25 protein-coding genes and 1 other annotated feature are annotated in these 23617 nt (G+C 64.9%); of the genes, 12 read left to right on the forward strand and 13 right to left on the reverse strand.

The annotated features are described in order from the left end of the window. Positions 1-385 precede the first annotated feature (385 nt). Both V6F88_RS04290 and V6F88_RS04295 read left to right on the forward strand, forming a co-directional pair. Positions 386-3391, forward strand: a complete 3006-nt coding sequence (locus V6F88_RS04290) for a PAS domain S-box protein (protein ID WP_332608119.1) — start codon at positions 386-388, stop codon at positions 3389-3391. Positions 3392-3670: 279 nt separating this feature from the next. Further along, the gene (locus V6F88_RS04295; protein ID WP_332608120.1) at positions 3671-4027 is read left to right on the forward strand and encodes a hypothetical protein; all 357 of its coding nucleotides are present in this window, start codon (positions 3671-3673) and stop codon (positions 4025-4027) included. 221 nt (positions 4028-4248) lie between these two features. Here V6F88_RS04295 and V6F88_RS04300 read toward each other — a convergent pair whose 3' ends face one another. After that, positions 4249-5703: an RNA polymerase factor sigma-54 gene (locus V6F88_RS04300; protein ID WP_442880151.1), complete on the reverse strand. Its 1455-nt coding sequence runs from the start codon at positions 5701-5703 to the stop codon at positions 4249-4251. A 143-nt stretch (positions 5704-5846) separates the two neighbouring features. Further along, positions 5847-6791, reverse strand: coding sequence for a sigma-54 interaction domain-containing protein (locus V6F88_RS04305; protein WP_332608931.1), 945 nt, complete (start codon positions 6789-6791; stop codon positions 5847-5849). Between the two features lie 261 nt (positions 6792-7052). Between V6F88_RS04305 and V6F88_RS04310 the strand changes: the two genes are divergently transcribed. Continuing rightward, positions 7053-8435, forward strand: a complete 1383-nt coding sequence (locus V6F88_RS04310) for a sigma-54-dependent transcriptional regulator (protein WP_332608122.1) — start codon at positions 7053-7055, stop codon at positions 8433-8435. A 12-nt stretch (positions 8436-8447) separates the two neighbouring features. On the opposite strand, the gene V6F88_RS04315 is transcribed toward V6F88_RS04310, so the two are convergent. Beyond that, positions 8448-8831, reverse strand: a complete 384-nt coding sequence (locus tag V6F88_RS04315) for a hypothetical protein (protein ID WP_332608123.1) — start codon at positions 8829-8831, stop codon at positions 8448-8450. Positions 8832-8963: 132 nt separating this feature from the next. Between V6F88_RS04315 and V6F88_RS04320 the strand changes: the two genes are divergently transcribed. Then, complete coding sequence (locus V6F88_RS04320) at positions 8964-9209, forward strand: hypothetical protein (protein WP_332608124.1); 246 nt, start codon at positions 8964-8966, stop codon at positions 9207-9209. Between the two features lie 12 nt (positions 9210-9221). Here the strand turns inward: V6F88_RS04320 and V6F88_RS04325 are convergent, their stop codons facing one another. Both V6F88_RS04325 and V6F88_RS04330 read right to left on the reverse strand, forming a co-directional pair. After that, positions 9222-9530, reverse strand: coding sequence for a DUF378 domain-containing protein (locus V6F88_RS04325; protein WP_332608125.1), 309 nt, complete (start codon positions 9528-9530; stop codon positions 9222-9224). 61 nt (positions 9531-9591) lie between these two features. Continuing rightward, entirely contained in the window at positions 9592-9861 is a 270-nt protein-coding gene (locus tag V6F88_RS04330) for a hypothetical protein (protein WP_332608126.1), read from the reverse strand. A 142-nt stretch (positions 9862-10003) separates the two neighbouring features. Between V6F88_RS04330 and V6F88_RS04335 the strand changes: the two genes are divergently transcribed. Then, a complete protein-coding gene (locus tag V6F88_RS04335; protein ID WP_332608127.1) occupies positions 10004-10594 on the forward strand; it encodes a hypothetical protein in 591 nt (196 codons plus the stop codon). Positions 10595-10667: 73 nt separating this feature from the next. Here the strand turns inward: V6F88_RS04335 and V6F88_RS04340 are convergent, their stop codons facing one another. After that, a complete protein-coding gene (locus V6F88_RS04340) occupies positions 10668-11558 on the reverse strand; it encodes an SDR family oxidoreductase (protein ID WP_332608128.1) in 891 nt (296 codons plus the stop codon). 172 nt (positions 11559-11730) lie between these two features. Between V6F88_RS04340 and V6F88_RS04345 the strand changes: the two genes are divergently transcribed. After that, positions 11731-11907, forward strand: coding sequence for a CsbD family protein (locus V6F88_RS04345; RefSeq protein WP_332608129.1), 177 nt, complete (start codon positions 11731-11733; stop codon positions 11905-11907). Positions 11908-11937: 30 nt separating this feature from the next. Here V6F88_RS04345 and V6F88_RS04350 read toward each other — a convergent pair whose 3' ends face one another. After that, positions 11938-12279 (reverse strand): DUF883 family protein, encoded by a 342-nt coding sequence (locus V6F88_RS04350; protein ID WP_046807596.1) that lies wholly within the window; start codon positions 12277-12279, stop codon positions 11938-11940. Positions 12280-12359: 80 nt separating this feature from the next. After that, positions 12360-12692, reverse strand: coding sequence for a four-helix bundle copper-binding protein (locus tag V6F88_RS04355; RefSeq protein WP_332608130.1), 333 nt, complete (start codon positions 12690-12692; stop codon positions 12360-12362). Between the two features lie 148 nt (positions 12693-12840). Between V6F88_RS04355 and V6F88_RS04360 the strand changes: the two genes are divergently transcribed. Next, positions 12841-13107: a hypothetical protein gene (locus V6F88_RS04360; RefSeq protein WP_332608131.1), complete on the forward strand. Its 267-nt coding sequence runs from the start codon at positions 12841-12843 to the stop codon at positions 13105-13107. Here V6F88_RS04360 and V6F88_RS04365 read toward each other — a convergent pair. Beyond that, positions 13093-14178 carry a DNA topoisomerase IB gene (locus V6F88_RS04365; RefSeq protein ID WP_332608132.1) on the reverse strand — a complete coding sequence of 362 codons (1086 nt, stop codon included), beginning with the start codon at positions 14176-14178 and terminating at the stop codon, positions 13093-13095. The genes V6F88_RS04360 and V6F88_RS04365 overlap by 15 nt on opposite strands. A gap of 201 nt (positions 14179-14379) precedes the next feature. Between V6F88_RS04365 and V6F88_RS04370 the strand changes: the two genes are divergently transcribed. From V6F88_RS04370 to V6F88_RS04380, 3 genes are all read left to right on the forward strand, one after another. Then, positions 14380-14541, forward strand: a complete 162-nt coding sequence (locus V6F88_RS04370) for a hypothetical protein (RefSeq protein ID WP_162941210.1) — start codon at positions 14380-14382, stop codon at positions 14539-14541. Between the two features lie 50 nt (positions 14542-14591). After that, complete coding sequence (locus tag V6F88_RS04375) at positions 14592-14744, forward strand: DUF3309 domain-containing protein (RefSeq protein WP_006219570.1); 153 nt, start codon at positions 14592-14594, stop codon at positions 14742-14744. A gap of 235 nt (positions 14745-14979) precedes the next feature. Then, on the forward strand, positions 14980-15936 hold the full coding sequence (locus tag V6F88_RS04380; protein WP_332608133.1) for a 2-hydroxyacid dehydrogenase: 957 nt from the start codon (positions 14980-14982) through the stop codon (positions 15934-15936). Positions 15937-15971: 35 nt separating this feature from the next. On the opposite strand, the gene V6F88_RS04385 is transcribed toward V6F88_RS04380, so the two are convergent. Together V6F88_RS04385 and V6F88_RS04390 are read right to left on the reverse strand one after the other, a co-directional pair. Then, a complete protein-coding gene (locus V6F88_RS04385; protein ID WP_332608134.1) occupies positions 15972-16808 on the reverse strand; it encodes a universal stress protein in 837 nt (278 codons plus the stop codon). A 112-nt stretch (positions 16809-16920) separates the two neighbouring features. Further along, positions 16921-19053, reverse strand: a complete 2133-nt coding sequence (locus V6F88_RS04390) for an FUSC family protein (RefSeq protein ID WP_332608135.1) — start codon at positions 19051-19053, stop codon at positions 16921-16923. A gap of 294 nt (positions 19054-19347) precedes the next feature. On the opposite strand from V6F88_RS04390, the gene V6F88_RS04395 reads away from it, so the two are divergent. Then, positions 19348-20253 carry an EAL domain-containing protein gene (locus tag V6F88_RS04395; protein ID WP_332608136.1) on the forward strand — a complete coding sequence of 302 codons (906 nt, stop codon included), beginning with the start codon at positions 19348-19350 and terminating at the stop codon, positions 20251-20253. 73 nt (positions 20254-20326) lie between these two features. Here V6F88_RS04395 and V6F88_RS04400 read toward each other — a convergent pair whose 3' ends face one another. Then, entirely contained in the window at positions 20327-20737 is a 411-nt protein-coding gene (locus V6F88_RS04400) for a hypothetical protein (protein ID WP_332608137.1), read from the reverse strand. 98 nt (positions 20738-20835) lie between these two features. Here V6F88_RS04400 and V6F88_RS04405 point away from each other — a divergent pair, with 98 nt between their 5' ends. Continuing rightward, positions 20836-21927, forward strand: a complete 1092-nt coding sequence (locus V6F88_RS04405; protein WP_332608138.1) for a DUF748 domain-containing protein — start codon at positions 20836-20838, stop codon at positions 21925-21927. A gap of 9 nt (positions 21928-21936) precedes the next feature. Here V6F88_RS04405 and V6F88_RS04410 read toward each other — a convergent pair whose 3' ends face one another. Further along, positions 21937-23400, reverse strand: a complete 1464-nt coding sequence (locus V6F88_RS04410) for a SulP family inorganic anion transporter (protein ID WP_332608139.1) — start codon at positions 23398-23400, stop codon at positions 21937-21939. A 92-nt stretch (positions 23401-23492) separates the two neighbouring features. Beyond that, positions 23493-23545, reverse strand: a sequence feature (sul1 is cis-regulatory element that is thought to sense ions involved in sulfur or methionine metabolism; They are found in Alphaproteobacteria). Between the last annotated feature and the right edge of the window lie 72 nt (positions 23546-23617).

Consider the following 23617-nt stretch of genomic DNA (forward strand, 5'->3'; position numbering starts at 1 on the left):
CGTGCCGATATGGTCTGTGGATGATATTTAAGCCATCGGAATGCGTCAGTAATGGATTTCCCTTGCCGCCGGTGCGGTTCGCCGACGTTCCCGACGTTCCTCAGGGGTCCGTAACAGACAAGACGTCTCGTTTCAGCGGTTTGATGACCGTCTGAGCGCCGCGTATCCTCCACTGGCCAAGCCGGATGCGCCCGCGACGGCGCATACTGGCGGGTGCGGGACACGCATTACCCGCGCACGGCTATCAGTGCGTCAGGTGGACAAACCTTGGGCGCTGGGCGTCTTACGGTTGGAGGCGGGGCAGGATCGGTAGCGTCGCGTTACCTTGCGTTTCGGCATCGCGGCGGGCCCCCGCAATACAGTACTGGCTGGTAAAGGGGCAGAAATGTTGAAGAAGCAGGATCGCGTATCCCACCCATGGACCGATACGCTCGCCCGTCTGGAGGATGAACGGATTATGTTGCAGCGCATTGCGGCCGGCATGCCGCTTGCGCACGTGTTGGAACACGTATTGCACGCCATCGAGGCCCAGTCCAGCGTGCAACTGCGGGCCGCCATCGCGCTGGTGGACGACACCGGGAAATATCTGGTGCACACCGCCGCTCCGAGCTTGCCGCCCGAATTCAGTCTGGCGGTGCAGCGCACCGCCATTGGCCCTCACATGGCCTCTTGGGGCGCTGCGGCGTGTTCCGGCAACCCGGTCTACGCCGAGGATATTGCGTCACACCCGGATTGGGAACCCTGGCGCGAGCTGGCCTTGGAGCACGGCCTGCGAGCCTGCTGGTCCACGCCGATCAAGGCCCCGGACGGACGCTTGCTGGGCGTGTTTTCGAATTACTACGGGGTGGCGCGTTCGCCGTCCGCCCATGACATCGACGCCATTGCGCTGGTGACGCGCAGTGCCGCGCTGGCCATCGAAAGGCACCTGACCGAAGCCGCGCTGCGCGCCAGCGGTGAGCGCTGGCGCGCCATGTTCGACGGCATGCAAGAAGCGTTCTTCCTTAGTGAAGCCCTGCGTGACGAAACCGGCCGCATCGTGGACTTCCGCTTTCTAGAGGTCAACCCGGCCTTTGAACGCCAAAGCGGCATGAAAGAAGGCGACACGCTGGGCCATACTCTGCGCGAAATGATCCCCGGCGTGCCGGGTCAGATCATGGACGCCTTTGCCCAGGTCGTGGAGACCGGGCAGCCGACGCAATTCGAATTCGCCGTGCCCGGCCCCAAAGAGGCCTGGTACGAGGCGCGCGCCCGCAAGGACGGCGATGATTGCATGATGGCGTTGTTCCTGGATGTGACGGCCCGCAAAGCCGCCGAAACCGAACTTTGGGAAGGCCAGCATCGCAGGAATTTTTTGTTGTCGCTGGTGGACCGCATGCGCGAACTGCACCATCAGGCAGAGATCGAACATGCGGCCTGCGCGGGGCTGGGCCAGCACCTGGCCCTGGGGTTGGTCGCCGTGGTGGACTGGCCCGGCGAGAACGAGCCGGCAACGCTGTCCGCCTGTTGGCGGTCGGAATCCGACTTTGCAACGCGCGAAGCCCTGGCGCCCGATCAATTGGGCGAAGAGTTCCAGGCGGCGATGCGCAAAGGGCGCACGGCGCATTTGCAACCCTTGGTTGCCCAACAGAATGGTGAGGTCCGGCCATCCGCCATCGTGGTGCCCATGCGCCGTTGGGGTCGTCAGGACGGTGCTCTGTGGGTACGCCCGCAGGCCGGCAGCCGGCTCAAGGCCGGCGACATTGCCTTCATTGAAGAGGTATCCGAACGGTTGTGCGACGCGGTCGAGCGTTCGCAGTATGCCCGCACGCTGGAGCAGCGCGTGGAAGACGCCATCGCGGAACGCGACCGGATCTGGCGCTTGTCGCCCGAGCTGCTGGCGGTGGTGGATAGTCAGGACCGCTTCGTCAGCGTCAACCCGGCCGTGCGGCCTATCCTGGGCTGGACGCCGGAACAATTCCTGTCCATGGGGCTGACCGAACTGATCCACCCGGACGACCAGGCCGCCACGCGCGCGGCGATAGCGCAAGCCGCGCAGGGCAATCCGACCCAGGCCGTGCGCCATATGGAAAACCGTCTACTGACCCGTGAGGGGACGTACCGGTGGATCACCTGGAGCATGTCGTGGTCGCAAGACAGCCTGTACATGACCGGGCGCGACGACACCGACCTGAAGGTGCAGGCGGAAACGCTGCGCGATACCGAACAGGCGCTGCGGCAATCGCAAAAAATGGAAGCCGTGGGCCGCCTGACCGGCGGCATCGCCCACGACTTCAACAACATGCTTCAAGGCATCACGGGCGCCTTGTACCTCATCCAGCGCAAGCTGGCCGCCGGCACGCCCGAGCAGGCCCAGCGCTTCATCACCGTGGCGATGGATTCCGCGAACCGGGCCGCGCATCTGACCCAGCGGCTGTTGACGTTTTCGCGTCGTCAGCCCATTGACCCCAAGCCCTTTAGCGTGGCGCCCACGTTGCAATCGATGGCCGACCTGTTCCATCGCTACACGGGGGAACGGGTGCAGCTGCAATTCAATCTGCAAACCGATCTGTGGACGGTCAGTTGCGATCGGAACCAGTTTGAGAACGCGTTGCTCAATCTCGTCATCAATGCCTGCGACGCCATGCCCAATGGCGGCACGCTGACGGTGGCCGCCACCAATACGCAGTTGGACGAGGCCGCGCTGCGCCCGTTTCCCGGGATCAGCCCAGGGCAATTCGTGGAAGTGTCGGTCAGCGACGTAGGCGTGGGCATGCCGCCCGACGTATTGGCCCACGCGTTCGATCCGTTCTTCACCACCAAGCCGCTGGGCGAGGGCACCGGCCTGGGGCTGTCCATGATCTATGGCTTTGCCAAGCAGGCGGGCGGCACGGCAACCCTGGAAAGCAGCGTAGGCCAGGGCACAACCGTCCGGCTGCTGTTGCCGCGCTACGAAGGCGCGCCTGACGCGGCCATGCGCCATGAGCCCGCTGCGCACGGCACACAGGACGCCGCCAATCCGTCGGTGGTGGTCGTGGTGGAAGACGACGCCAATGTGCGCGAGATGGTGCGCGAATGCCTGGCCGAACTTGGCATGCACGTATTGACCGCCGCTGACGGCGAGGCCGGCCTGGAACTCGTCCTGCACACGAACGATATGGACTTGTTGGTGACGGATGTGGGGCTGCCCGCCTTGAACGGCCGCCAGTTGGCCGACGCCGCGCGCGCCGCGCATCCCGGGCTGAAGGTGCTGCTGATGACCGGCTACGCCGAAAGCGCGGCGCGGGGCGGGGGCTTTCTGGAGCACGGCATCGAGCTCATCGTGAAACCGTTTTCGCTTGAGGTGCTGGGCCAGCGCGTGCAACGGATGCTTGATGAGTCCCGGGCAGACGCCGAGAACGCGCGGCCGGTGTAGTCATCACCCCGGTGGCGTGGGCAAGCACGCCACCGGGCTACACTTTTCACTGCGTATTTTCCCCTGCATGTCCGCGCTGCACGTCCTCACTGCACGTCCTCACTGCACGTCCCCACTGCGCGTCCCCACTGCAATCGCCGGTAAAAAATACCCGGATGGGCAACAATTCAGGCGGATAAGTGGGCACGGCAGGACGCAAGCGGGAAAAGCAGGGTGGGAAAGCGGTCTGGGAACGGGGCTTGCTCATAGGTCTGGGCTTTTCTACAAAGGAGTCTGACTATGAAATCTCGTGCTTTGACTTGCGCTTTCGTATTGGCAGCCGGTTTGACGTCCGCCGGCGCGGTAATGGCCCAATCGGCCAACCCGACCACGCCGTCTTCCACGCCGAATGACGCCACCGCCGCGCAGCCGAACCGGGCACAGCCTCCGGGCCAGATGGCTCCGGCGCCCACCGCGACGCCTTCGACCGGGACGACACCGCCCGCCACCCACCAAAGCGGCACCATGTCGTCGGGCAAGAAGCATTCCGACGAAACGCCGAAGCGCCAGCGTGAAGCCAACGACAACGTGCCCCGCACGCCGGGCGCAGGCGCCACGCCGCCTCCGGGCTATCCCAACACGGGCGGCTCGAAGTAAGGGCTGGAGTCGATGGCGGGAATTAGCGGTAAAAGCTACGTCCCGCCGTCGCGCCATTCGAGCAGAAGGCTTCCCACGGGAAGCCTTCTTTTTTGGCGAATCGAACACGGCTGTTTCAGCAAACCGGCCACGGCTTTTAAAAAGCGTGGCCGGCATATTGTGCGTACTTCGATGCAGGCGCCGGCCGCCACTCGGGCGGCCTGCCGCGTGGTGACCTTTCCTTAGTGCTGACGGCGCAATTCCGCTGGCGGTACGCGTAGTTGCCCGCGGTACTTGGACACCGTCCGGCGCGCCAGCAAGATCCCGCTGGCGGCCAACTGCTGCGTCAGGGCGACGTCTGACAGCGGCATGGTCGGGTCCTCGGCGTCCACCATTTCCTTGATCAGCGCACGCACCGCCGCGGCCGAGCACGACCCGCCGGATTCCGTGGCCAGCTCGCGCGAGAAAAAGTGGCGAAACTCAAAGACGCCGCGCGGGGTCACCATGTACTTGCCGACGGTGGCGCGTGACACGGTGGATTCGTGCATGTCCAGATCGTCGGCCACCTCGCGCAGCATCAGCGGCCGTAACGCCACTTCCCCGTACTCGAAAAACGTCTGCTGACGCTTCACGATGGCTTCGGCCACGCGCTGGATGGTCGTGTAGCGCTGTTCCACGTTGCGCACCAGCCAGCGCGCTTCCTGAAGCTCTTGCGCCATGGGGCTGCGGTCATCCAGCCGCGCGCGGCGGAACAGGTCGGCATAGGTGCGATGCAACCGCGCCTGCGGCATGGCGTGACGGTTGGGCAGCACGCGCCAGCGCGAATGCCATTTGTCCACGAACACGTCCGGCACCACATACACAGGCGCCTCGGCGCTATAGCGCGACCCCGGCTTGGGGTCCAGGCTGCGGATCAGCGCACACGCTTCGCGCACTTGCTCATCGGTGCAGCCCAGCAAACGGCGCAGCCCGACACAATCATTCTTGCCCAGGCGGTCCAGATGCTCGCGCACGATGCGCAAGGCCAGGTCACGCACGTGGGGGTCCACGGACTGCGCCGCCGCCAATTGCAGCGACAGGCATTCGGTCAGATCGCGCGCCGCCAGGCCCGGGGCGTCCAGCTGCTGCACCAGGCGCAGCGCGGCGGTCCATTCGCCTTCGTCCGGCGGCGGGCTGAAGCCGGCGTGCTCGGGGTCACACAGGCTCATCAGCGGCACACGCAGATAGCCGTCGTCGTCCAACGCGTCGATGATGAATTCGGCCAGCAGCCGGTCGCGCGGTTCAAGGTGGTAGTTGCCCAGATCAGCCGACAGGCGCTCGCGCATCGACACCGATGCGCAGACCCATTGGCCCATGTCCTTGCCGTCGCCGCCGCCCGTCAGTTGGGTCGGATAGTCGCCGGAATAGGAAGGGGCGTCAGGCAAGGGCTCGTCGGCCTCGGAGGCCGAGGGCGGGGCGGCATCGGCCATGGCCGAGGGCTCGTCTCCGTAACTGCCGGGTTTGATGGAATCGCCGTTTGGCAGCGGTTCGGTGTCCTGCTCGTCGCCATCCTCAAGAAAGGGGTTGGTGGCAAGCGCGTGTTCCACCGCGGTCGTGAATTCAAGCGCCGACATCTGCAGCAGCTTGACAGACTGCTGCAAGCGCGGCGCAAGCGTCATTTGCTGGCGCAGGCGCAATTCTTGCGAGGGGTGGCCCAATCGAGTCTCCTGGATGAAAGCCGCCGGAGGGCGGCGCATCCTTAGACACATGCAAGATCCGTGCCAGGTCGATTTTCGGGCGTATGCAAGAAGCTTTCGGCCCTATGGCAGCGACCGTATTACAAGCCGACGGTAAGAACTGCTCAGCTTCCCGACAAACCTTCTTTTTCGTAGACGTCCAGTCGGTTGTACAGGGTCTTCAGGCTGACGCCCAAGGTGTCGGCCGCCAAGCGCTTGTCGCCGCCGTGGTGGGCCAGGGTTGCCAGGATGAAGGCGCGCTGCGCCTGGCCTAACGGCATCCCCACCGGGAAGTTCATCGCGCCTTCGCGCATCTCGGCGTGTTGGCTGGTGGCAGGGCGCGCCAGCAGGTTGGTGTCCAGTTGGGTATCCGACAGGATGAAGGCGCGCTGCACGACGTTACGCAGCTCGCGTACGTTGCCTGGCCAGTCATGCTGGGCGATGGCGTCCAGCATGCGCTTCGAAAAGGTTTTCTGGGTCTGGTATTGCGCGTTCAGGTTGTCCAGGAAGCGCTGCGCCAGGATCAGCGCATCGTCGCCGCGTTCGCGCAGCGGGGGAACCCGAAGGGGGATGACCAGCAGGCGATGCAGGAAGTCCTGGCGCAGCCTGCCATCGGCCACCGAGGCTGCGGGGTCGCGGTTGCTGGCGCAGATGATGCGCACGTTGGCGCGCAGCAGGTCCGTGCCGCCCACGCGCTGATAGGTGCCGGCTTCCAGCACACGCAAGAAATGCACTTGCATGTCGGGCGGCATTTCGGTGACTTCGTCCAGGAACAAGGTGCCGCCGCTGGCGTATTCGAAATAGCCGGCGTTCTGCGCCACCGCGCCTGTAAAACTGCCTTTCTCGTGGCCGAACAATTCGGCGTGGGCCAGCGTGCCGCTGATCGCGCCGCAGTTCACGGCGACAAAAGGCGCGGCGCGCCGTTCACTTGCATCATGGATGGCTCGGGCAATGATTTCCTTGCCCGCGCCGCTTTCGCCCACGATGAAAACGCTGGCGTCGGTCGCCGCCGCCAGCTGCAACTGGGTTGCCAATTTCTGCATGACAGCAGACATGCCGGTGACGTCCATGGGGACGACCGAAGACGCGGGCGCAGTGTCGCGCCGCGCGGTGGTGCGATTTGCCATACTGATACCTCGGGCCGCCGGGGCCTAACGCGACAGCACAATCGTAGTGGTACGTTTGTAGCCCGACTGCGACCAGTTGCAAGTATTCGAAAACTTTAGTGGACAGTATCTATTATTTACGCATTATGGCTCCAGAGTGTCTATCCTCACAGTGATAAACGCGCGCACTGATGGATAGACCGCGCACTGGCAACAGGAGAACTCATGCCTCATCTGCTTGTCGTCGATGACGACGACGCGATACGGGAAACACTGGCCGAAATGGGTCGCGACAGCGGCTTTTCGGTGGCAGTGGCAGGAAGCGTGAAAGATGCGCTGATACAGCTCGAACGGCAAGCGCCGGATCTGGTGTTGACCGATGTCCGCTTGCCCGGTGGCAATGGCATGGACATCTTTAAGAATGCGGCCGTGGCCAGCGCCGAAGTCGTCGTGATGACGGGGCACGGCACGGTGGATTACGCGGTCCAGGCATTGCGCCTGGGCGCCAGCGATTTTCTCGTCAAGCCGATCTGCATGGAACGGCTGAACGAAATTCTGACGCGGGTGGTTACGAACGCGGGTGGCGAATTGCCCGGCATGCCGTTCGAAGAGCCCGGCCGGTTCGGCAAGCTGTACGGCGAGTCGGAACGCATGGTGCAGCTATACCATCAGATTGGCCGGGTCGCGCCCACCAACGTGACGACGCTGCTGATCGGCGAAAGCGGCACCGGCAAAGAGCTGGCCGCGCACGCCATCCACGAACTCAGCGCGCGCCGCCAGCGCCCCTTCATTGCGGTGAACTGTGGGGCGATTTCGCCCAACCTGATCGAAAGCGAAATGTTCGGCCACGAGCGCGGCAGCTTTACCGGCGCCGACCGCCAGCACAAGGGTTATTTCGAACGGGCCGACGGCGGCACGCTGTTCCTGGACGAAGTGACGGAAATGCCGCTGGACCTTCAAGTCAAGCTGCTACGCGTGCTTGAGACCGGGCAGTTCATGCGCGTGGGCACCAACCGCGAGATCAGTTGCGACATCCGCATCGTTGCGGCCACGAACCGCAATCCCGAACAGGCGGTGCAAGAAGGCAAGCTGCGCGAAGACTTGTATTACCGGCTTAGCGTATTCCCGATCGAACTACCGCCGCTGCGCGAGCGGGGCGACGACATCCTGCTGCTGGCCCGCCGCTTTCTGCAAGCGCAGAACCAGGAGTCCGGCAGGAACAAATACTTCTCGCCCGAGGCGTCCGAAATACTCAAACAGTATGAATGGCCCGGCAACGTGCGCGAGCTGAAGAACTTCGTGCGCCGTGCTTTCATCATGGCTGATGGGGATGTGCTGGGGGTGGACATGCTGGCCCCGCACGTGTCGCCGGCGGGTGAACCCGTGGGCGGAGAAGTCAGCGTGCCCGTGGGCGAAACGCTGGCCGAGGCGGATCGCCGCCTGATCCTCGCGACGCTTGAACGCTGCAACGGCGTCAAGAAGCAAGCCGCGATGATGCTGGGCATCAGCCCCAAGACGCTTTACAACCGGCTTGAAGAATATGCCGCGGCCGGTTTCGCGCTGCCCGGCGAAAACGCCGGCCAGCGCGATTCCAGGGACGCAGCCTGACCGACTAGCGGTTTACTTGTTGTGGCGGGTCTTCAGATCCGCCATGCAAGCGTCCTTGGCGTTGCCCGACATGGCATCGCATTTTTCCTTGCCCACCTTGTAATCGGCGTCGCTCTTGGCCTTTGCCGCATCATGGTTGGCCTCGGCCTTTTCCTTGCCGGCCTTGGCGTCGGCGCGGGCCTTGTCGCGGTTGGCTTCCGCCTGCTTCTCGCATACGTCCTTCTGGTTGCCCTTCATCGCGTCGCAAGCCTTTTTGTCCATCTTGTATTGGCTGTCGATCTGATCGTTCGTGCGCAAGGGCGCAGAGCTGCCTTGGGTGGTTTGCGCGGAGGCCTGGAAGGCGACGGCGGACAGGCACAAGGCGATAGCGGGGCAAACGGTTCTGGACAGATTCATGACTGACTCCTTTGGGTAAGGGTCCACACTTGGCGGACCTACGGACCCTAGAGCAAGTGCCGTTCCCGGCCTGCCAGGCACGCCACTTGCGCGGGGGCTGGCGATATCCCCCATGTCATAGCGGAGAAACAAATGACGAACAACAACATGAAGCAGGACAACCCGGCCGCCGGCTCGGACACCGGAAAATCCCAGGCCAACCAGCCCAAGGACAATACCGAAGCCGCCCACGACAGCGGTCAATTCGGTGCGGATAAGCCGGGCTTTGGCAAAGAGCGTCAGCCCGCCAAGCGGCCGGCCGACAAGAAGCCCAACACCAAGGGCGCGGAATTCGAGGAAGGGGGCCAGTACCCGGGCCAGCGTCCGCCCGGCAACTGAAAAAAGCCGGGCTTAGCCCGGCTCTCCAGGCTCGCCCGCTTCGTCGCCCCAGCGGAACAGCATCACCACGCAATGCAGCGCGGCCAGTCCGATGATGCCTTGAATGCCCCGCGTAACGGCGGCGTTGGGAATGACGCGGGCGATCACATCCAGGTTCACCGCCGCGATCAGGCCGCAGTTCAATCCGCCGGCCACCACTGCGATCAGCGCTGCCCAATCCAGCAGCGACAAGTCGCGCTGCCGCCCTGCGGGTCGCGCGGCAATTTCTTCTTCACCTGCGGAAATATCTTCACTCTGGCCCGACATATCCATGGTGCGCATGCTCCGGTAAGGGAAGGCTGCGGGCAAAGGCCGCCCGCAGCGCGTGGATGCTGCCCCGAGGTCAACCTCCGTTGCGGACCGGGTCGGGTGGCGAGCGCGAAACGCCCGCGTCGTCGGCGTCGGTCACGTGATCCGGCGCGATGTCATCGCCGTCCACATCATCGTCCAGCAAGTCCGGGTCCACGCTTTCGCGGTCGCCGGTCGATTGCGAGTCGCTATCGGTTTGCGCCAGGCCCGGCGGCACGTCGCTGGCAGAGTCCGAGGTGTCGCTGGGTCCGACGTTGGGGCGGCCGCTATTGTCGGGGTATTGGATGTCAGGGGTAGGGGGCATGACGGTCTCCGGTAGGTCTTGAACAAGCGATAGCGAAGCCGCGTGGCAACGCCGCGCTTCGGGCGACCCCGCAAGTGCCGTGCCGGACCGCGTCGGGTATGCCAGTTGCTGGGCAAGCGGCGTACGCATACGGGAGAACGCTATGTCCTTGATCGTTGCCGCCAGATTCCAGACCTTTGACCAAGCCTCCGTCGCCACGCAGAACCTCTTCAAAGAAGGCTTTACGGAAGACGACGTCCATACGTTCTATATCAATTCCGCAGGCGGCCATTCGCGCTATCCGCTTGGCGGGGACCGGGCGGCCGACCCCGACGCCAAGGGAGGCCACCTGGGCGCGATGGCCGGCGCATCGGCGCTGGGGCTGGTGTTTGCCCTGGTGGGTGGCATGATCGCCGCGCAGATGTCCGCGCCGGTGCTGATCATCATCGCGGCGGCCGGTGTCGGCGCTTATATCGGCGCGCTGGCTGGCGCCATGTGGATCGTTGGCCGGGGCCGCCGCAAGACGCCCAGCACGCCTGTCGTGCAGGAATCGCATCCGGTGGTGCGGATGGCCGGTGTGATGCTGGCGTTGCATGTGACCGCTGAAAAGGAATCGGTGGCGCGTCGGGTGCTGCGCGAGTCCGGTGGGCAGGATATCGAGCGCGCTCAGGGCCGGTGGCGCGACGGCAAATGGCAGGACTTCGACCCGCTCACGCCGCCGCAAACCGTCGAGGCGCCGTCGCCCACGCCGTGATGTTTCTCTGTACTTGGACCCAGACGCCGCGGGCCGCCCCAGGGCAGCCCGCGGCATTTGCCCGAGCCCCGTTTCAGTCGCCGGCGCTGCCCGTTATGGGCAGCACGATGCCGGTGATGTAGCTGGCGCACACGGGCGCCGCCAGGAACACATAGGCCGGCGCAATTTCCTCGGGCTGCGCCGGGCGGCCAAGATCAGTCTTCTGGCCAAACTCCTTGATGGCCTCGGGGCTCTGGTCCGCCGGGTTCAGCGGCGTCCATACCGGGCCGGGTGCCACGGCGTTCACGCGGATGCCCTGGGAAGCCAGGTTGGCGGCCAGCGACCGCGTAAAGGCGTGGATGGCGCCCTTGGTTGACGAATAATCCAGTAGCTTGGCGCTGCCTTGCAAGCCGGTCACGGAACCCGTGTTGATGATCGACGCGCCGGTCTTCAGATGTGGCAGCGCCGCCCGCGCCATGCGGAAATAGCCGGTGATATTGGTGGTCAGCGTTTTTTCCCATTGCTCGTCGCTGATGTCGGTCAGCGATGCAATGTGCTGCTGATACGCCGCGTTGTTGACCAGGATGTCGAGCTTGCCGAATTCCTTCACGGTCTGCTCCACGGCGCTTTTGCAAAAGCCGCCGTCCTTCACGTCGCCCGGAATCAATACGCAACGCCGGCCTTCGGCTTCGACGACGCGCCGGGTTTCCTCTGCATCTTCGTGTTCATCCAGATACACCACAGCCACGTCCGCGCCTTCGCGCGCGAATAGCACGCACACGGCTCGGCCGATGCCGGAGTCGCCGCCCGTGACAAGGGCGACCATGTCTTTGAGTTTGCCGCTGCCTTCGTAACCGGGCGCCTGATATTGGGGCTTGAGCACCATGTCGGCTTCATTGCCGGGCTTTTCCAGATGCTGGCCCGGCATGGGCGGTGTGGGGTGCGGGCGGTCGCCCGTTTGGGGCGGGGTCGAGGGTTTGCTCATGGCTGGGCTCCTGTCAGGGTGTCGGCGCGAAAATCCACGCCTGGCCCCAGCAGGAGCAAACCCTGTTCCTGTTGCTGCGCCCAACCGTTTGGGCACGGCGCTTGCGTAGAAACAGGCACCGATGTCAACCGTGGCGTCGGGCATCCATCAACATGATGAAAGCGAGAGAGCCATGAACAAGGACCAGGTAAAGGGCAGAGTCGAAGAGGCCACCGGCAAGGTAAAGGAAGTGGCTGGAAAAGCGACCGGCAGCACGTCCACCGAGCTCAAAGGCACGGCGCAAAAGGTGGCCGGCAAGACGCAGGCCGCTTACGGCGACGCCAAGGACAAGGCCCAAAAGCCGGGCTGATGCCCGGCCTGAGCCCTGTTGGCGCGGCGGTTACTGGCGTCCCACAATGACGCCGAAAAGGAACGCCGCGCCAGCCACCAGCCCGATGGCTTGCCACGGGCGCGCGTGGATATATTCTTCCGTGCAGTCCAGCGTTTCCCGCATCAAATCCCCCGCATTATCCGAGGCATCGCGCAGGCTGCGTCGCGTGGCGTTCAGCTGATCCGACAGGCGCGCCTTCAGCGCGTCCAGATCGCCCGGGTCGGCGTCGCGCAAGGTGGCTTCGATTTCGTCGATCCAACTTTCCGGATGGCGCGCGCGTCTGCGCGTTCCACGATCGTCCGGGCCGTTCTCGGGAAAATCGGAAGGCAAAGGGGTATTCGTAGAGGCCATCGAAAAGCTCCTTGCGGTCGGGCAAAAAAGGGCGCCGGTTCCGAGGCCTGCCCGTGCGGCCCCGTGGCGTGTCAAAGCCGTCAAGCTTCGAGCATGTCCTGACAAGCCAGCGTGCACGCCAGGCAGGCGCCGGCGCAGATCTGGCAGTGCTCCATGTCTTGGTAAGGCGCGCATGCGCGGGCGCAAGCGTCGCAAACCAAAGCGCACAACGTACAAAGCGCGGTAGAAAATTCGCCGTTGCGCGCCAGCATCGCGGCGCACAAGCGACACACCCCGGCGCAGTCGGTTGCCAGAGCGATGCAGCGCTTCATGCGCGTGGCATTGGTCTCCAGGCTGGCCGCGGCGCACTGGTCGCAAGCCACCGCGCATTCATAGCAGGCTTGCACACATTGCTCGAAGTTTGGGTCTCGCATTGCATCTCCTTGTGAGTGCCCGTGGCGGTTGACAAAGGCGCGGTCGCGCCCGCCCGGGCACATCCGCTTGCAATTTGAAGATACTGTCAGTGCCTTCTGGCGGCGCGCGGCCGTAGCATGAAAGCTCGAACCCAGACAGGAGGAAGTCATGAAATCCCGATCCGTTTCGAAACCCGCAACCGCGGCGTCCGGCCCTTCTGCGCGCAAGGCGGACGCCCCCCAGGACACCGCAAAGATACTGCCGCCGCGCGGACCCGTCGATGTGCCGAAACAACCGGTGAAACCAGACGCCTCGACGCCTGACGAGGCCGCTCGCGACAAGCGTGCCGTGGTCGATAACCAGACCGAGTCCAACTGGGCGGATGGCGACGCCCCGCAACCGCGCGCGAAGAACGCACGCTCACACCTCTTCTGAAGGCATGGGCGGCGCGGGCGCGTCGATGGGCGGCAGCTTGCGCAAGAATTCCAGCAGGCGCCGCTCATCCGCATGCAGCCCACGCGGCCCGTCGGGTGCGCGCGACTTGGGCGGCAGCCGGCCTTCCAGATAGGCCTCAAGTAACGCAGGGTGCACGTAGCAGGCGCGGCACACGGCGGGCGTGTTGGCCAGCCGCTTCGATACCTGCTTGATGACCTCGGCAACTGTTTGCCGCGCCTGCGTCGCCGTGTCGAAAGGGTGCGCCTGCAAGGCCGCGTAGGCCATCGCGGACCCCGCCCATGTTCGGTAGTGCTTGGCGGTAAAGTCGCCTTCGCCCGCTTGGCGCAGATACGCATTCACCGCGCCGGAATCCACGGGGTGCTTGGCCCCGTCCTCATCCAGATACTGGAACAGCTGCTGGCCAGGAATCTCCATGCAGCGCTTGATGATGCGCGCCACGCGGCGGTCGCGTACCGTCACGTCGTGCGGCACGCCGCTTTTACCCACGAATCGAAAACGAAAGCTGCTGCCAGCCACGGTAGCGTGGCGGCGTGTCAGCGTGGTCAAGCCATAAGACTTGTTTGACCGCGCGTATTCCCGGGCGCCGATGCGTATCAGCGTGGTTTCCAACAAACGCACCAAGGTGGCGATGACCTTGTTCTGCGTCAGGCCGCGTTCCTTCATGTCGCGCGCCACGCGTCGGCGGATGCGCGGCAGCGCCTGGCCGAAGGCAAGCAGGTTCTGGTATTTGCCCGCATCGCGCAGCGCCGCCCAAGAGGGGTGATAGCGGTACTGCTTGCGGCCGCGGGCATCGCGCCCGGTGGCCTGCAAGTGCCCATGGGGCAGGGGGCAAATCCACACATCCTCGTATGCGGGCGGAATCACCAGCTTGTGGATGCGCTTTATCTCGGCCTCATCCGTGATGCGCTTGCCGTCGGTATCAAGGTAATGAAAGGTGCTGCCGTTAACGCGTACCCGCCGGTAGCCGGGCTGGGTGTCGTCCACGTAGATCAAGGGGGGATCGCCGGCGCCGGGGGCCGGCTCGGCAAGCGTATTGCTGCGGGTGTCCATGCTGTCTCCGGAACCTTACGCGCGTCCCCGAGCAAATGCCGTGCCCGCCGATCAAGCGGCCATCAAGCCGCCATCTTGCGGCCATGTTGCGGTTTGGGCACGGCGCTTGCTGAACAGGGGCCAGCGACAACCGTCTGCGAATCGATCGTTGCACAGCGCGCAGCAAAGCGCGTGGCGCAGCGGTCCCTACAGGAGAGTGCCATGCAAGCCACACAGCATCTACACGTGCCGCCCAAGCCGGAGCCCATTCCGCCCGGGTCGCCGCCGGGAGACTTGCCGGTGGACCCCGACACCGATCAGCCGGAGGTCGACTTGCCGCCGCTGTCGCCGCCCGTCAAAGAAATCGAGCCGCCCCAGCGCTGATGCCGGTTGCCCCCCAGAACAACGCAAATCAATAACGACGAGGAGTCATTATGTCGACCATCCTGCTGATCATTCTGATCTTGCTGCTTATCGGTGCCGTGCCCGCGTGGCCGCACAGCCGAAGCTGGGGCTATTACCCCAGCGGCCTGCTCGGCATTGTCGTGATCGTGCTGATCGTGATGCTGTTGATGGGACGGATATAACGGTCCGAACCTGACGCTACGGGCTTTCAAGGCCCGGGCTGGACGCGGCCGAAGGTAAGCCTTCGGACATGACGGTCTTGCAACGTGGCCCGGGGCGGCATCGCTGCCCCGGGCCATTGCGTTTCAGCGTGGCCAAGGGCTGGACGGCGGGTGGCGCGAGCGCAACGCGAGGCGTAAGATTTGCCCGCCTTTCTATGCCTGTCCCTCCAAGACCTCGCCACCCGGCATTGCCAACATGACCATCCCCTTGCTTATTTTGATCGACAGCGTGCAGGACTACCTGCCCGAGATCCAGGCGCGCGGCTTTCAGCCCGTCTATGCCCCCACCGCGCAGACGCGCGCTGACGCCATCGCCCAACACGGCCAGGACATTCGCGTCGTCCTGACACGGGGCGCCACGGGTTTGCGGGCCGACGAAATGGCGGCCATGCCCACGCTGGAACTGGTCTGCTCGCTGGGGGTCGGCTATGAAAATATTGATTTGGCCGCCGCCCATGCGCGCGGCATCATCGTGACCAATGGCCCCGGCGCCAACGCCGTGTCGGTGGCCGACCACGCCATGGCGCTGCTGCTGGGCGTGGCGCGCCACCTGCCACAGGCCGACGCGTGGGTGCGTCAAGGTCACTGGAGCGGCTTCATGGGCCCGCAAGTGACGGGCAAGCGCCTGGGCATCCTGGGCTTGGGCACCATCGGCCTGGAAATCGCGCGGCGCGGCGCGAACGGCTTTGGGATGCGGGTCGCCTATTTCAACCGGCGCGCGCGTCCGGAAACGGGCTACACCTATTTCGATAACCCGCGCGACCTGGCGGCGGCGTCCGACTTCCTGGTCATCGCCACGCCCGGCGGAGTCGGCACGCGGCACCTGGTGGACGCGCAAGTGCTGCAAGCCCTGGGGCCGAATGGCTACCTGATCAATATCGCGCGTGGCAGCGTTGTGGACACGAACGCGCTGATCTCGGCGCTGTCCGACGGCGGCATCGCGGGAGCGGGGCTGGACGTGGTGGACGGCGAGCCGCAAGTCCCACCGGCGCTGTTGAAGCTGGATAACGTGGTGCTGACGCCGCACAGCGCCGGGCGGTCGCCCGAAGCGGTGGCGGCCACCGTGGCGCTGTTCCTGAAAAACGCCACGGCGCATTTTGCCGGTCAGCCCGTGCTGACGCCCGTCCTGGACGCGCAAGCCCAAGCGGCCTGAGCGTCTTTGCGGTCTGCGCTTGCCGCGGTCCGCGCCTAGTGCGAGAACATGATGGGCACGGTCATGCTCTTGAGGATTGAGGCGGTGGCGCCGCCCATGGCCCATTCGCGGAACTTGCTGTGGCCGTAGGCGCCCATCACGATCAGGTCGGCGCTGTGGTCGGCGGCGGCGTTCAGGATGGTGCTGCCCACGCCTACGCCCTTGATATCGCGGCGCACGTGGCTGGGTGCCGGCATGCCGTGCGCCACGCAGTAGGTGGCCAGGTCGTTGAAATCAACGACACCGGCCTTGGACGGCGCCGTGCCTTCGTCCATGGTCAGCACCACCAGGCTGGCCGCCTGGCGCAAGATGGGCGTGGCGTCGGCCAAGGCGCGCGCCGCTTCGCGGCTGCCGTCCCAGCAAACCAGCACGCGCTTGCCGACGGCGCTGAATTCCCCGCTTGAGGGCAGCACCAGCACGGGTCGGCCCGTGGTCAGCAACATCTGTTCGACGAACTCGGTTTCGTGCGCGGCTTCGATATCGTCAGGGTTGAATTGGCTGACGATGACCAGGTCGCTGGTGCGCGCATGCAACGCGACGGTTGCGCTGGGCGCGGCATCGCCCGCGCGGACGACGGCGGCAACATCCGACGCGGCAGCGCTGGCCAGGAAGGCGCTTTCCACCACGTCGCGATTCTGCGCCTGCAACTGCTTCATGACGTCCAGCGTGCGAGACATCAGCACCGATTCGCCGTAGTAATACTGCGGCGGCGCGGCGCTGGCATAAATACCCACCAGCTCCGCCTGGTGGCGGCGCGCCAGCGACAGCGCCAGGTCGGTGCGGCGTTTGCAGTCGAAACCGTGGTCCAGGTGAACAGAAATGCGGCGATACATGGCGGGTCTCCTTGATAAGCGTCCCATGTCTTCATGGTTGCGCTTTCTTGCCGCCTTGCTATTGACGTGCATCAAGCCGTGGGCAGTCTTCCGCCTTCGACGCAAGCGGGCGTCACGCCGTTGATTCCTTTTCGATGCGATCGCGCAGCTGGCGCACCTGGCGCGCTTGCTGCGCGATGCGGTCCAGCGGGCCGGCCAGCGCGGGGTCCGCCGCCGTGATGGCGGCAGGCACCGCGAGTTGGCGGGGGGTCACGCCCGGCGCTTCGTCCTGCGGATGCAAGGCGTGCGCCAGGACGCGCGCATAGTCTTGCAGCGCCGAGGCGGCTGCCGGCGCGTCACGGGGCAGGGCAGCTTGAATTTCCAATACGGTGCCGGCGGCCGTGATGCGGCGCATGGCGTTCAACAGGTTCACGGCGGTGTCGACCTTGCGGTCCCGATGCACCGGGTTCTGTTGCAAGCGCTGCAACGACGCTTCGGCGTTGTCGGCCGACAGGCAGGCCAGGCGCCGCAGCCCCACGATGTCCGCCTGCGCGGGCGCCGACGGCGCGTTGCTTTTTTGGCGCAGCAGCGCCAGCGCGTACGCCGCGTGCCGCTCCAGCGCGCGTGTCAGCGCATCGGCCAACTGGCGCGGCTCTTTTTCCGGCCACACCAAAAAGCCCACCAGCAGCGCCAGCACGCCTCCCAGCACACTATTGAATGCGCGCAGCGCGGCCAGCATGGGTTCGTAGATTTCGGGCTGCTGAATATGGCTGACCAGGACGAATTGCGACGTCAAAAAGAAGGTGAACAGCGCGTAATGGATGGTGCGGGCAGCAAACGTGCCTAGCGCAATCGGCAGCACGGCCAAGGCCACGGACAGCGGCGTGCTGAGCAGCAAACCCAGCAACGACGCGCCGATGGCGCCGGCCACGCTGCCGATCACCCGTTCCACCGTGCGCTGCCAGGTGGTGGCGAAATAGGGTTGCAGGATGAAAACCAGCGTCAACGACATCCAGTAGCCGTGATTGACGGCAAACGTCTTGGACAAGGCCACCGCGATGGTGGCGCCCACGCCCACCCGGCAGGCGTGGCGAAAGGCGTCCGATTCCACGCCGATGTTCTGGCGCAGCGTACGCAGGGCCTGGCGCGCCCGGCTGCCCATGCCGGGTGACGAAACGGGCGCGGCGGGCGCATCGCCCTGGTCGAACATGGCCTGCATGACGGACTGGGCCGTATGCAGCATGCGGTCCAGCACCGGGACGACGGAGGCCAGGTCCGGCGCATACGCCATGGCGCCGCCCCGCAGGTCATGCAAGCCGCCCGCGAAATGCGCCAGGCGTTCGCGCAGGCATTCGGCCTGCTTGGCGTCGCTGACATCGGACGTGCTGGCGATGGCGTTGCAGACGCTGGCGTAGCGGTGCAGGGCGTGCGACAGGTGCGCGCCCGCGCTACGCCCCAGCCAGCGGGGCGCGTGGGATTCCAGCAGGTCGGCGGCGGCCACCAGCGCGATAAAGCTGTCTTCGGCGCTGTCCAGCAGATACGTCAGTTGATGCGCGCGAGCACGGCGTGAGGGCCGCGCGTCCTGCACTTCGCGTATGCGGACGCGCGCGGCCTCCAGCGCAGCGCGTTGCGCGCTGCGTTGCGGCTTGGTGACGGCCGTCCAGGCTTGCGGGCCGCCGGCGGGCGTCAGGCCGGAATACATGCGCGCCAGGGCATCGGCAAAGTCGGCCAGGCCGCGATAGCAATGGGCGACGGCGTGCGTTGCGTCTTTCCAGGGACGCCGCCGCCATACCAGCGCCGTCATCAAGATTGCCCAGACGGCGCCGACCAGGAAGAACAGGGTGTACGACAGGCTTTCGGCCAGCGTGGGCGCGGGCAGTTCGGCCGCGACCACGAAGCCGGCCGATAACAGGGTGCCCACGATGGCGGCGGCGGGCCCCAGCACCCGCAACAGTCCGCCCAGCGTGCAGCACAGGAAGGTCAGCGGCAGCAGCAGCCACAGATGCCCCGCGCTGGCGCTGGCCAGAAAACAGAACAGGGCGCCGACCAACCCCAGGGCCAGCATCGAGCCGGCGCGCTGGCGCAGCGGGCCACCGGGGTCGCCGAAGCAGGCCCAGAAGGCGGCGATGGCCGTCCAGCCCAGGCGGGGCTCGTGCGCCAGCACGGCAAGAATGACGGGCGCCGCGCTGATCGCAGCGGCTTGCAGGGCGTCCAGCCACAGGACATTGCGCAGCGAGGCGCGCCAACGGGAAAGCAGTTTTGTCACGCTAAGGGAAGTCGCAGCAGGGGGAAGGCAAACCGGCCAAGGATGCAAACCCTAGCATGTCGACAAGGGCCCGGGCATACACGGACGGTTACATAAATGTGAATTGGATGCCAGATAGTCGCAAATTTGCCTGGAACAATTGCGCAAAATGGCATAAAAAAACAGTTGCGATCGCGCTGCGGAATTTAACGCGCCCGATTGCGGCAAGCCAACAGTGAATACTCATGTCCCAATGTGTTCTATCTGCGCCCGGACAGCGCAGGCGGTATCCAGGAACACGCCAGGAGCATAGACATGACACCGAATCACGAGGCTTCCACAGGCTCGGTGGTCAGCGATGACGAAATCGCGGCCATGATTGCGGGTAAGGACGGGCTGCGCGTGCTGTTGCAGCCCCAGGTGGATTTGCTGACCGGCAAGATCGTGTCAGCCGAGGCGCTGGCGCGGTGGCAACATCCGCGGCTGGGCGTCGTCATGCCCGCCGAATTCATCCCCGCCGTCAATCGCATGGGCCTGGACAAGCAGCTGTTCGAACGCGTGTGCCTGCGCGTCATCGATGTGCTGCTGACCATGCGCAGAATGGGCGTTGCCGTGCCCTTGGCGATCAACGCGCCGGCCACGACCTTGTCGGACGAGCGCTGCGTGGACTTTCTTCTGAACCGCATCCAGGCCGCAGAATTGCCGGCCTCGCTGGTGCGGGTCGAGCTTACCGAAGACCAGCCCATCAAGGAACTGGACGTGCTGCGCGCGTCATTGATGAAGCTTGAGGATGCCGGCTGCGAAGTCAGCCTGGACGATTTCGGCACCGGCCACGCGTCGCTCAAGCTGCTGTCCGCCATACCGCTATCCGAAGTCAAGATCGATCAGTATTTCGTGACCCGCATGCGCCGTAGCGCGGTGGCCTTTGAGGTGCTGCGCACCGCCGCCGAGCTTGCCACGCGCATGGGTTGGCGCGTGGTGGCCGAAGGCGTCGAGAACGTGGCGGACATCCCGGCCTTGCGCGCGGCGGGCTGCCGTTATGGCCAGGGCTTTGCGCTGGGCCGCCCCATGGTGCTGGACGAGCTGATGGTGCGCCTGCGCACCCAGCGCGACGGGATCTCTCCGCTGGCCGCATCCGCCAGCTACGCGTCGTCGTGGATCGAAGCCTTTGACGGCGCCGATGCCGAACCCTCCGCTCTTGCGCGCGTCACCACGCAATGAGCCTTCGCGGACGGTAATTCTTACCGAAGCCGTGGCTGCGCCTGCCCAGGCGCGTGCAAATCAATCAGGGTCATCAAAAATCTTCGTCCGGGCTCGGCGCGGGGTCTTGCTTGGGCACGCTAGTTGCTAGTCCTGTATTGCGGAATCGTTCCGCCCTAAAGGAGACACGCAAATGTCCAATCAGAACCAGCCCGACCAGCAGAAGCAGCCGCAGAAGCAACAGGCCCAGGAAAATTCGCGTGACAAGCAGCAGCCGGGTCAACAGCCGGGCCAGCAATCGGGTCAACAGCCCGGTCAGCAAATTGACAAGGGCCAGAGCCAGCAAGGCCAGAATCCCGGACAGCAAAACAAGACGCAGCGCTAGCGTCTCGACCGCGCCTTGATTACCCAGTACGGCAAGCGCGACTCCCGACGGCCCCGGCCCCGCCAGCGACAACGGCGCGGCCGGGGCCATTTGCTTGGCACCCGGGATTGCTGCCATCATCCATTTCGACCATTGAATAATGTCGCCGTATCTTTGACCATGCCTTGGTTGCGTGCCCGCGTTCGCGCGCACTCCCGTTTGCCCACACAGGATCCTTCATGAGTATTCCCGCCCCAGCTGCGCGCCGGCGATCGGCCTTGGGAACCACGCTGGCCGTGTTGCTGATGCTTGTCGCCCTGGTGGCGATACTGGCGTTTGCCGCAACCCGCATGGTCGAGCAGCGCATCTACAGCCTGCTGGGCCCGCGCAGCCAGGTGGGCGATATCAGCGTGGGGTTGCGGCAGGTGGTATTGACCGACGTAGTGGTGCCGGGCGCGGCCGGCCAGAACAAGGCCAGCGCCACGCGCGTGACGCTGGAACCGGAGTGGACGGCCTTTCTGCGCCATGAAGCGGTATTCCATACCGTGGAGGTCGAAGGCTTTGACTTTGCGGTGGTGCGCAGCGGTGACGATATGCAGATTGCGCCGGCCTTGCAGACGGCCTTGCATTCGGGCGAAAGCCGCACGCGCGGGCCGATGCCGATACGCATCGCGGATCTGGTCTTGCGCGATGGGCGCCTGGATTTTCTGGATGCGGTCGTCTCCAAACCGCCGCACCGCATCGCCTTCAAGAATGTTCAGGCGCGCTTGAACCCGATCGCCATCCCGGGAGACGGCTCGCATAGCGACCTGGAATTCAGTGGCGTGGTGCAAGACAACCGCAACGGCGAATCCACCGTGCGCGCGCAGGGCTGGGTGGCCCTGGGCAGTACGGATTCCAACATGAAAGTGGCGGTGCGAAATATGGACGTTCGCCATGCCGCCCCGTACCTGTCCGAGAACGGCGCGGGCACGCTGGCCGGTGGTGCGATGGACCTGGACATGACCACGGCCATCGCCAAGCGTGACCTGCGGGCGTCCGGCACGGTGGCGCTGCGCGACTTGAAGTTCACGGGCGACGGGTCCGTGTTTTCTTTGCCGCGCAAGGCGGTGCTGGCTGCCATGAAAGACAAGACGGGCGCGTTGCGGTTTGAATTCGCGTTGCGCGGCAGCCTGGACAACCCGAAGTTCTCGGTCACGCGCGGATTTGCCGCGCAAGTGGCGCGCGGCTTCGGCCGGGCTATCGGCGTGGGCGCGGAAGGCGCCGCCGAAGGCGTGACGGGCGCCGTCAAGGAGCTGGGCGACGCCTTGTCGGATCTGCTTAGCCCTTAAGCCAGTCGATCAGTGCGTGCCCTGGGCCGGGGTTGCGTATTTACCGACCATCGTGGCGCTGGCCTGGTTCAGGCCGATCACCTCGACCGTCTTGCCTGCTCGCCGCAACTTGGCCACGGTTTTTTCCAGCGCATCCACGGCCGAAATGTCCCAGAAATGCGCGTCGCCAAGGTCGATGATGACCGCCGGCGCGTCATCGTTGAAATCGATGGCGTCCGCGAAACGGCCCGTCGACGCAAAAAACACCTGGCCCTGATAGCGGTAGACGCGGGCGTCCCGGTCGTCTGCCCGCCGTGACGTCACCGTCAGCAAACCCTTGACCTTGCCGGCGAAGAACAGCCCGCTCAAGACCACGCCGGTCAGCACGCCGCGCGCCAGGTCGTGCGTCCATACCACCACCAGAACGGTGGCCAGCATGACCACGGACGATTGCCAGGGATGCGACTTCAGGTTGCGCAGCGAACGCCAGTTGAACGTGCCGATGGACACCATGATCATCACCGCGACCAGCGCCGGCATCGGAATGCGTGCCACCAGCGGCCCCAGCACCACGATCAGGAACAGCAGGAACGTTGCCGCCACGAAAGTCGACAAACGGGTGCGTCCGCCCGAACGCACGTTGATGACCGACTGCCCGATCATTGCGCAACCGCCCATGCCGCCCAGAAAGCCCGTGACGATGTTGGCCATGCCCTGGCCCTTGCATTCGCGGCGCTTGTCGCTGGACGTGTCCGTCATGTCGTCCACGATCTGCGCCGTCATCATCGATTCCAGCAAGCCCACGGCGGCCATCGTCAGCGAATACGGCAGGATGATGCGCAGCGTGTCCAGCGTGAACGGCACGTCCGGCAGCGCGAACGAGGGCAGGGCGGAAGGCAGCTTGCCCATGTCGCCCACCGTGTTGACGTCCAGCCCCAGATAGATGGCCACCGCGGTCATGGCGATGATGGCCACGAGCGGTGAAGGTATCACCTTGGTGAATCGCGGCAGCACATAGATGATTGCCAGCGAGGCCGCCACCATCGCATACGCAACCCAGGTCACGTTGGTCAGTTGCGGCAGCTGCGCCATGAAGATCAGGATGGCCAGCGCGTTGACGAAGCCGGTGACCACCGAGCGCGATACGTACTGCATCAGCAGGTCCAGACGCAGCAGGCCCGCCAGGATCTGCAACACGCCCATCAGCACCGAGGCCGCGAACAGATACGCAATGCCATGGTCGCGCACCAGCGGCACGACCAGCACGGCGATGGCCGCGGTGGCGGCCGAAATCATGGCGGGGCGGCCACCGGCAAAGGCGATGATCAGGGCGATCGAAAACGATGCGTACAAGCCCACGCTGGGATCGACGCCGGCAATGATGGAAAAGCCGATGGCCTCGGGGATAAGGGCCAGTGCTACGAGCACGCCCGCAAGAATATCGGCGCGGCAATTGGACAGCCAATCGCGGCGCAGCGTGGAAAACGAAAACATGGTTCAGCTAGCCTGAAGTCAGCAAGCGGCGAGTCGTCATCGAGCCCAGGGGCGATGCGGCAGATCTGGGACACGCACCCAAAGTCGCTTGAAGTTGTCCGGGGGATAGGCGCCCGGCCGAGCCACCCGGCAAGCCGGGTCCACCAGGATCGCGGTAACGCGATCGCCGCGTCCATTGCAGAAACGGCGGTGGCGATTGTACATGGACGGGCTTGAA

This window comes from Achromobacter sp. ESBL13, assembly GCF_036668755.1.
GTDB lineage: Bacteria > Pseudomonadota > Gammaproteobacteria > Burkholderiales > Burkholderiaceae_B > Achromobacter.

What these genes read in the sequence shown, in the direction of transcription:
- V6F88_RS04290 (WP_332608119.1), top strand. Translation starts at nt 386, where the DNA reads ATGTTGAAGAAGCAGGATCGCGTATCCCACCCATGGACCGATACGCTC.
- V6F88_RS04295 (WP_332608120.1), top strand. Translation starts at nt 3,671, where the DNA reads ATGAAATCTCGTGCTTTGACTTGCGCTTTCGTATTGGCAGCCGGTTTG.
- V6F88_RS04305 (WP_332608931.1), bottom strand. Translation starts at nt 6,791, where the DNA reads ATGGACGTCACCGGCATGTCTGCTGTCATGCAGAAATTGGCAACCCAG.
- V6F88_RS04310 (WP_332608122.1), top strand. Translation starts at nt 7,053, where the DNA reads ATGCCTCATCTGCTTGTCGTCGATGACGACGACGCGATACGGGAAACA.
- V6F88_RS04315 (WP_332608123.1), bottom strand. Translation starts at nt 8,831, where the DNA reads ATGAATCTGTCCAGAACCGTTTGCCCCGCTATCGCCTTGTGCCTGTCC.
- V6F88_RS04320 (WP_332608124.1), top strand. Translation starts at nt 8,964, where the DNA reads ATGACGAACAACAACATGAAGCAGGACAACCCGGCCGCCGGCTCGGAC.
- V6F88_RS04325 (WP_332608125.1), bottom strand. Translation starts at nt 9,530, where the DNA reads ATGCGCACCATGGATATGTCGGGCCAGAGTGAAGATATTTCCGCAGGT.
- V6F88_RS04330 (WP_332608126.1), bottom strand. Translation starts at nt 9,861, where the DNA reads ATGCCCCCTACCCCTGACATCCAATACCCCGACAATAGCGGCCGCCCC.
- V6F88_RS04335 (WP_332608127.1), top strand. Translation starts at nt 10,004, where the DNA reads ATGTCCTTGATCGTTGCCGCCAGATTCCAGACCTTTGACCAAGCCTCC.
- V6F88_RS04340 (WP_332608128.1), bottom strand. Translation starts at nt 11,558, where the DNA reads ATGAGCAAACCCTCGACCCCGCCCCAAACGGGCGACCGCCCGCACCCC.
- V6F88_RS04345 (WP_332608129.1), top strand. Translation starts at nt 11,731, where the DNA reads ATGAACAAGGACCAGGTAAAGGGCAGAGTCGAAGAGGCCACCGGCAAG.
- V6F88_RS04350 (WP_046807596.1), bottom strand. Translation starts at nt 12,279, where the DNA reads ATGGCCTCTACGAATACCCCTTTGCCTTCCGATTTTCCCGAGAACGGC.
- V6F88_RS04355 (WP_332608130.1), bottom strand. Translation starts at nt 12,692, where the DNA reads ATGCGAGACCCAAACTTCGAGCAATGTGTGCAAGCCTGCTATGAATGC.
- V6F88_RS04360 (WP_332608131.1), top strand. Translation starts at nt 12,841, where the DNA reads ATGAAATCCCGATCCGTTTCGAAACCCGCAACCGCGGCGTCCGGCCCT.
- V6F88_RS04365 (WP_332608132.1), bottom strand. Translation starts at nt 14,178, where the DNA reads ATGGACACCCGCAGCAATACGCTTGCCGAGCCGGCCCCCGGCGCCGGC.
- V6F88_RS04370 (WP_162941210.1), top strand. Translation starts at nt 14,380, where the DNA reads ATGCAAGCCACACAGCATCTACACGTGCCGCCCAAGCCGGAGCCCATT.
- V6F88_RS04375 (WP_006219570.1), top strand. Translation starts at nt 14,592, where the DNA reads ATGTCGACCATCCTGCTGATCATTCTGATCTTGCTGCTTATCGGTGCC.
- V6F88_RS04380 (WP_332608133.1), top strand. Translation starts at nt 14,980, where the DNA reads ATGACCATCCCCTTGCTTATTTTGATCGACAGCGTGCAGGACTACCTG.
- V6F88_RS04385 (WP_332608134.1), bottom strand. Translation starts at nt 16,808, where the DNA reads ATGTATCGCCGCATTTCTGTTCACCTGGACCACGGTTTCGACTGCAAA.
- V6F88_RS04395 (WP_332608136.1), top strand. Translation starts at nt 19,348, where the DNA reads ATGACACCGAATCACGAGGCTTCCACAGGCTCGGTGGTCAGCGATGAC.
- V6F88_RS04400 (WP_332608137.1), bottom strand. Translation starts at nt 20,737, where the DNA reads ATGATGGCAGCAATCCCGGGTGCCAAGCAAATGGCCCCGGCCGCGCCG.
- V6F88_RS04405 (WP_332608138.1), top strand. Translation starts at nt 20,836, where the DNA reads ATGAGTATTCCCGCCCCAGCTGCGCGCCGGCGATCGGCCTTGGGAACC.
- V6F88_RS04410 (WP_332608139.1), bottom strand. Translation starts at nt 23,400, where the DNA reads ATGTTTTCGTTTTCCACGCTGCGCCGCGATTGGCTGTCCAATTGCCGC.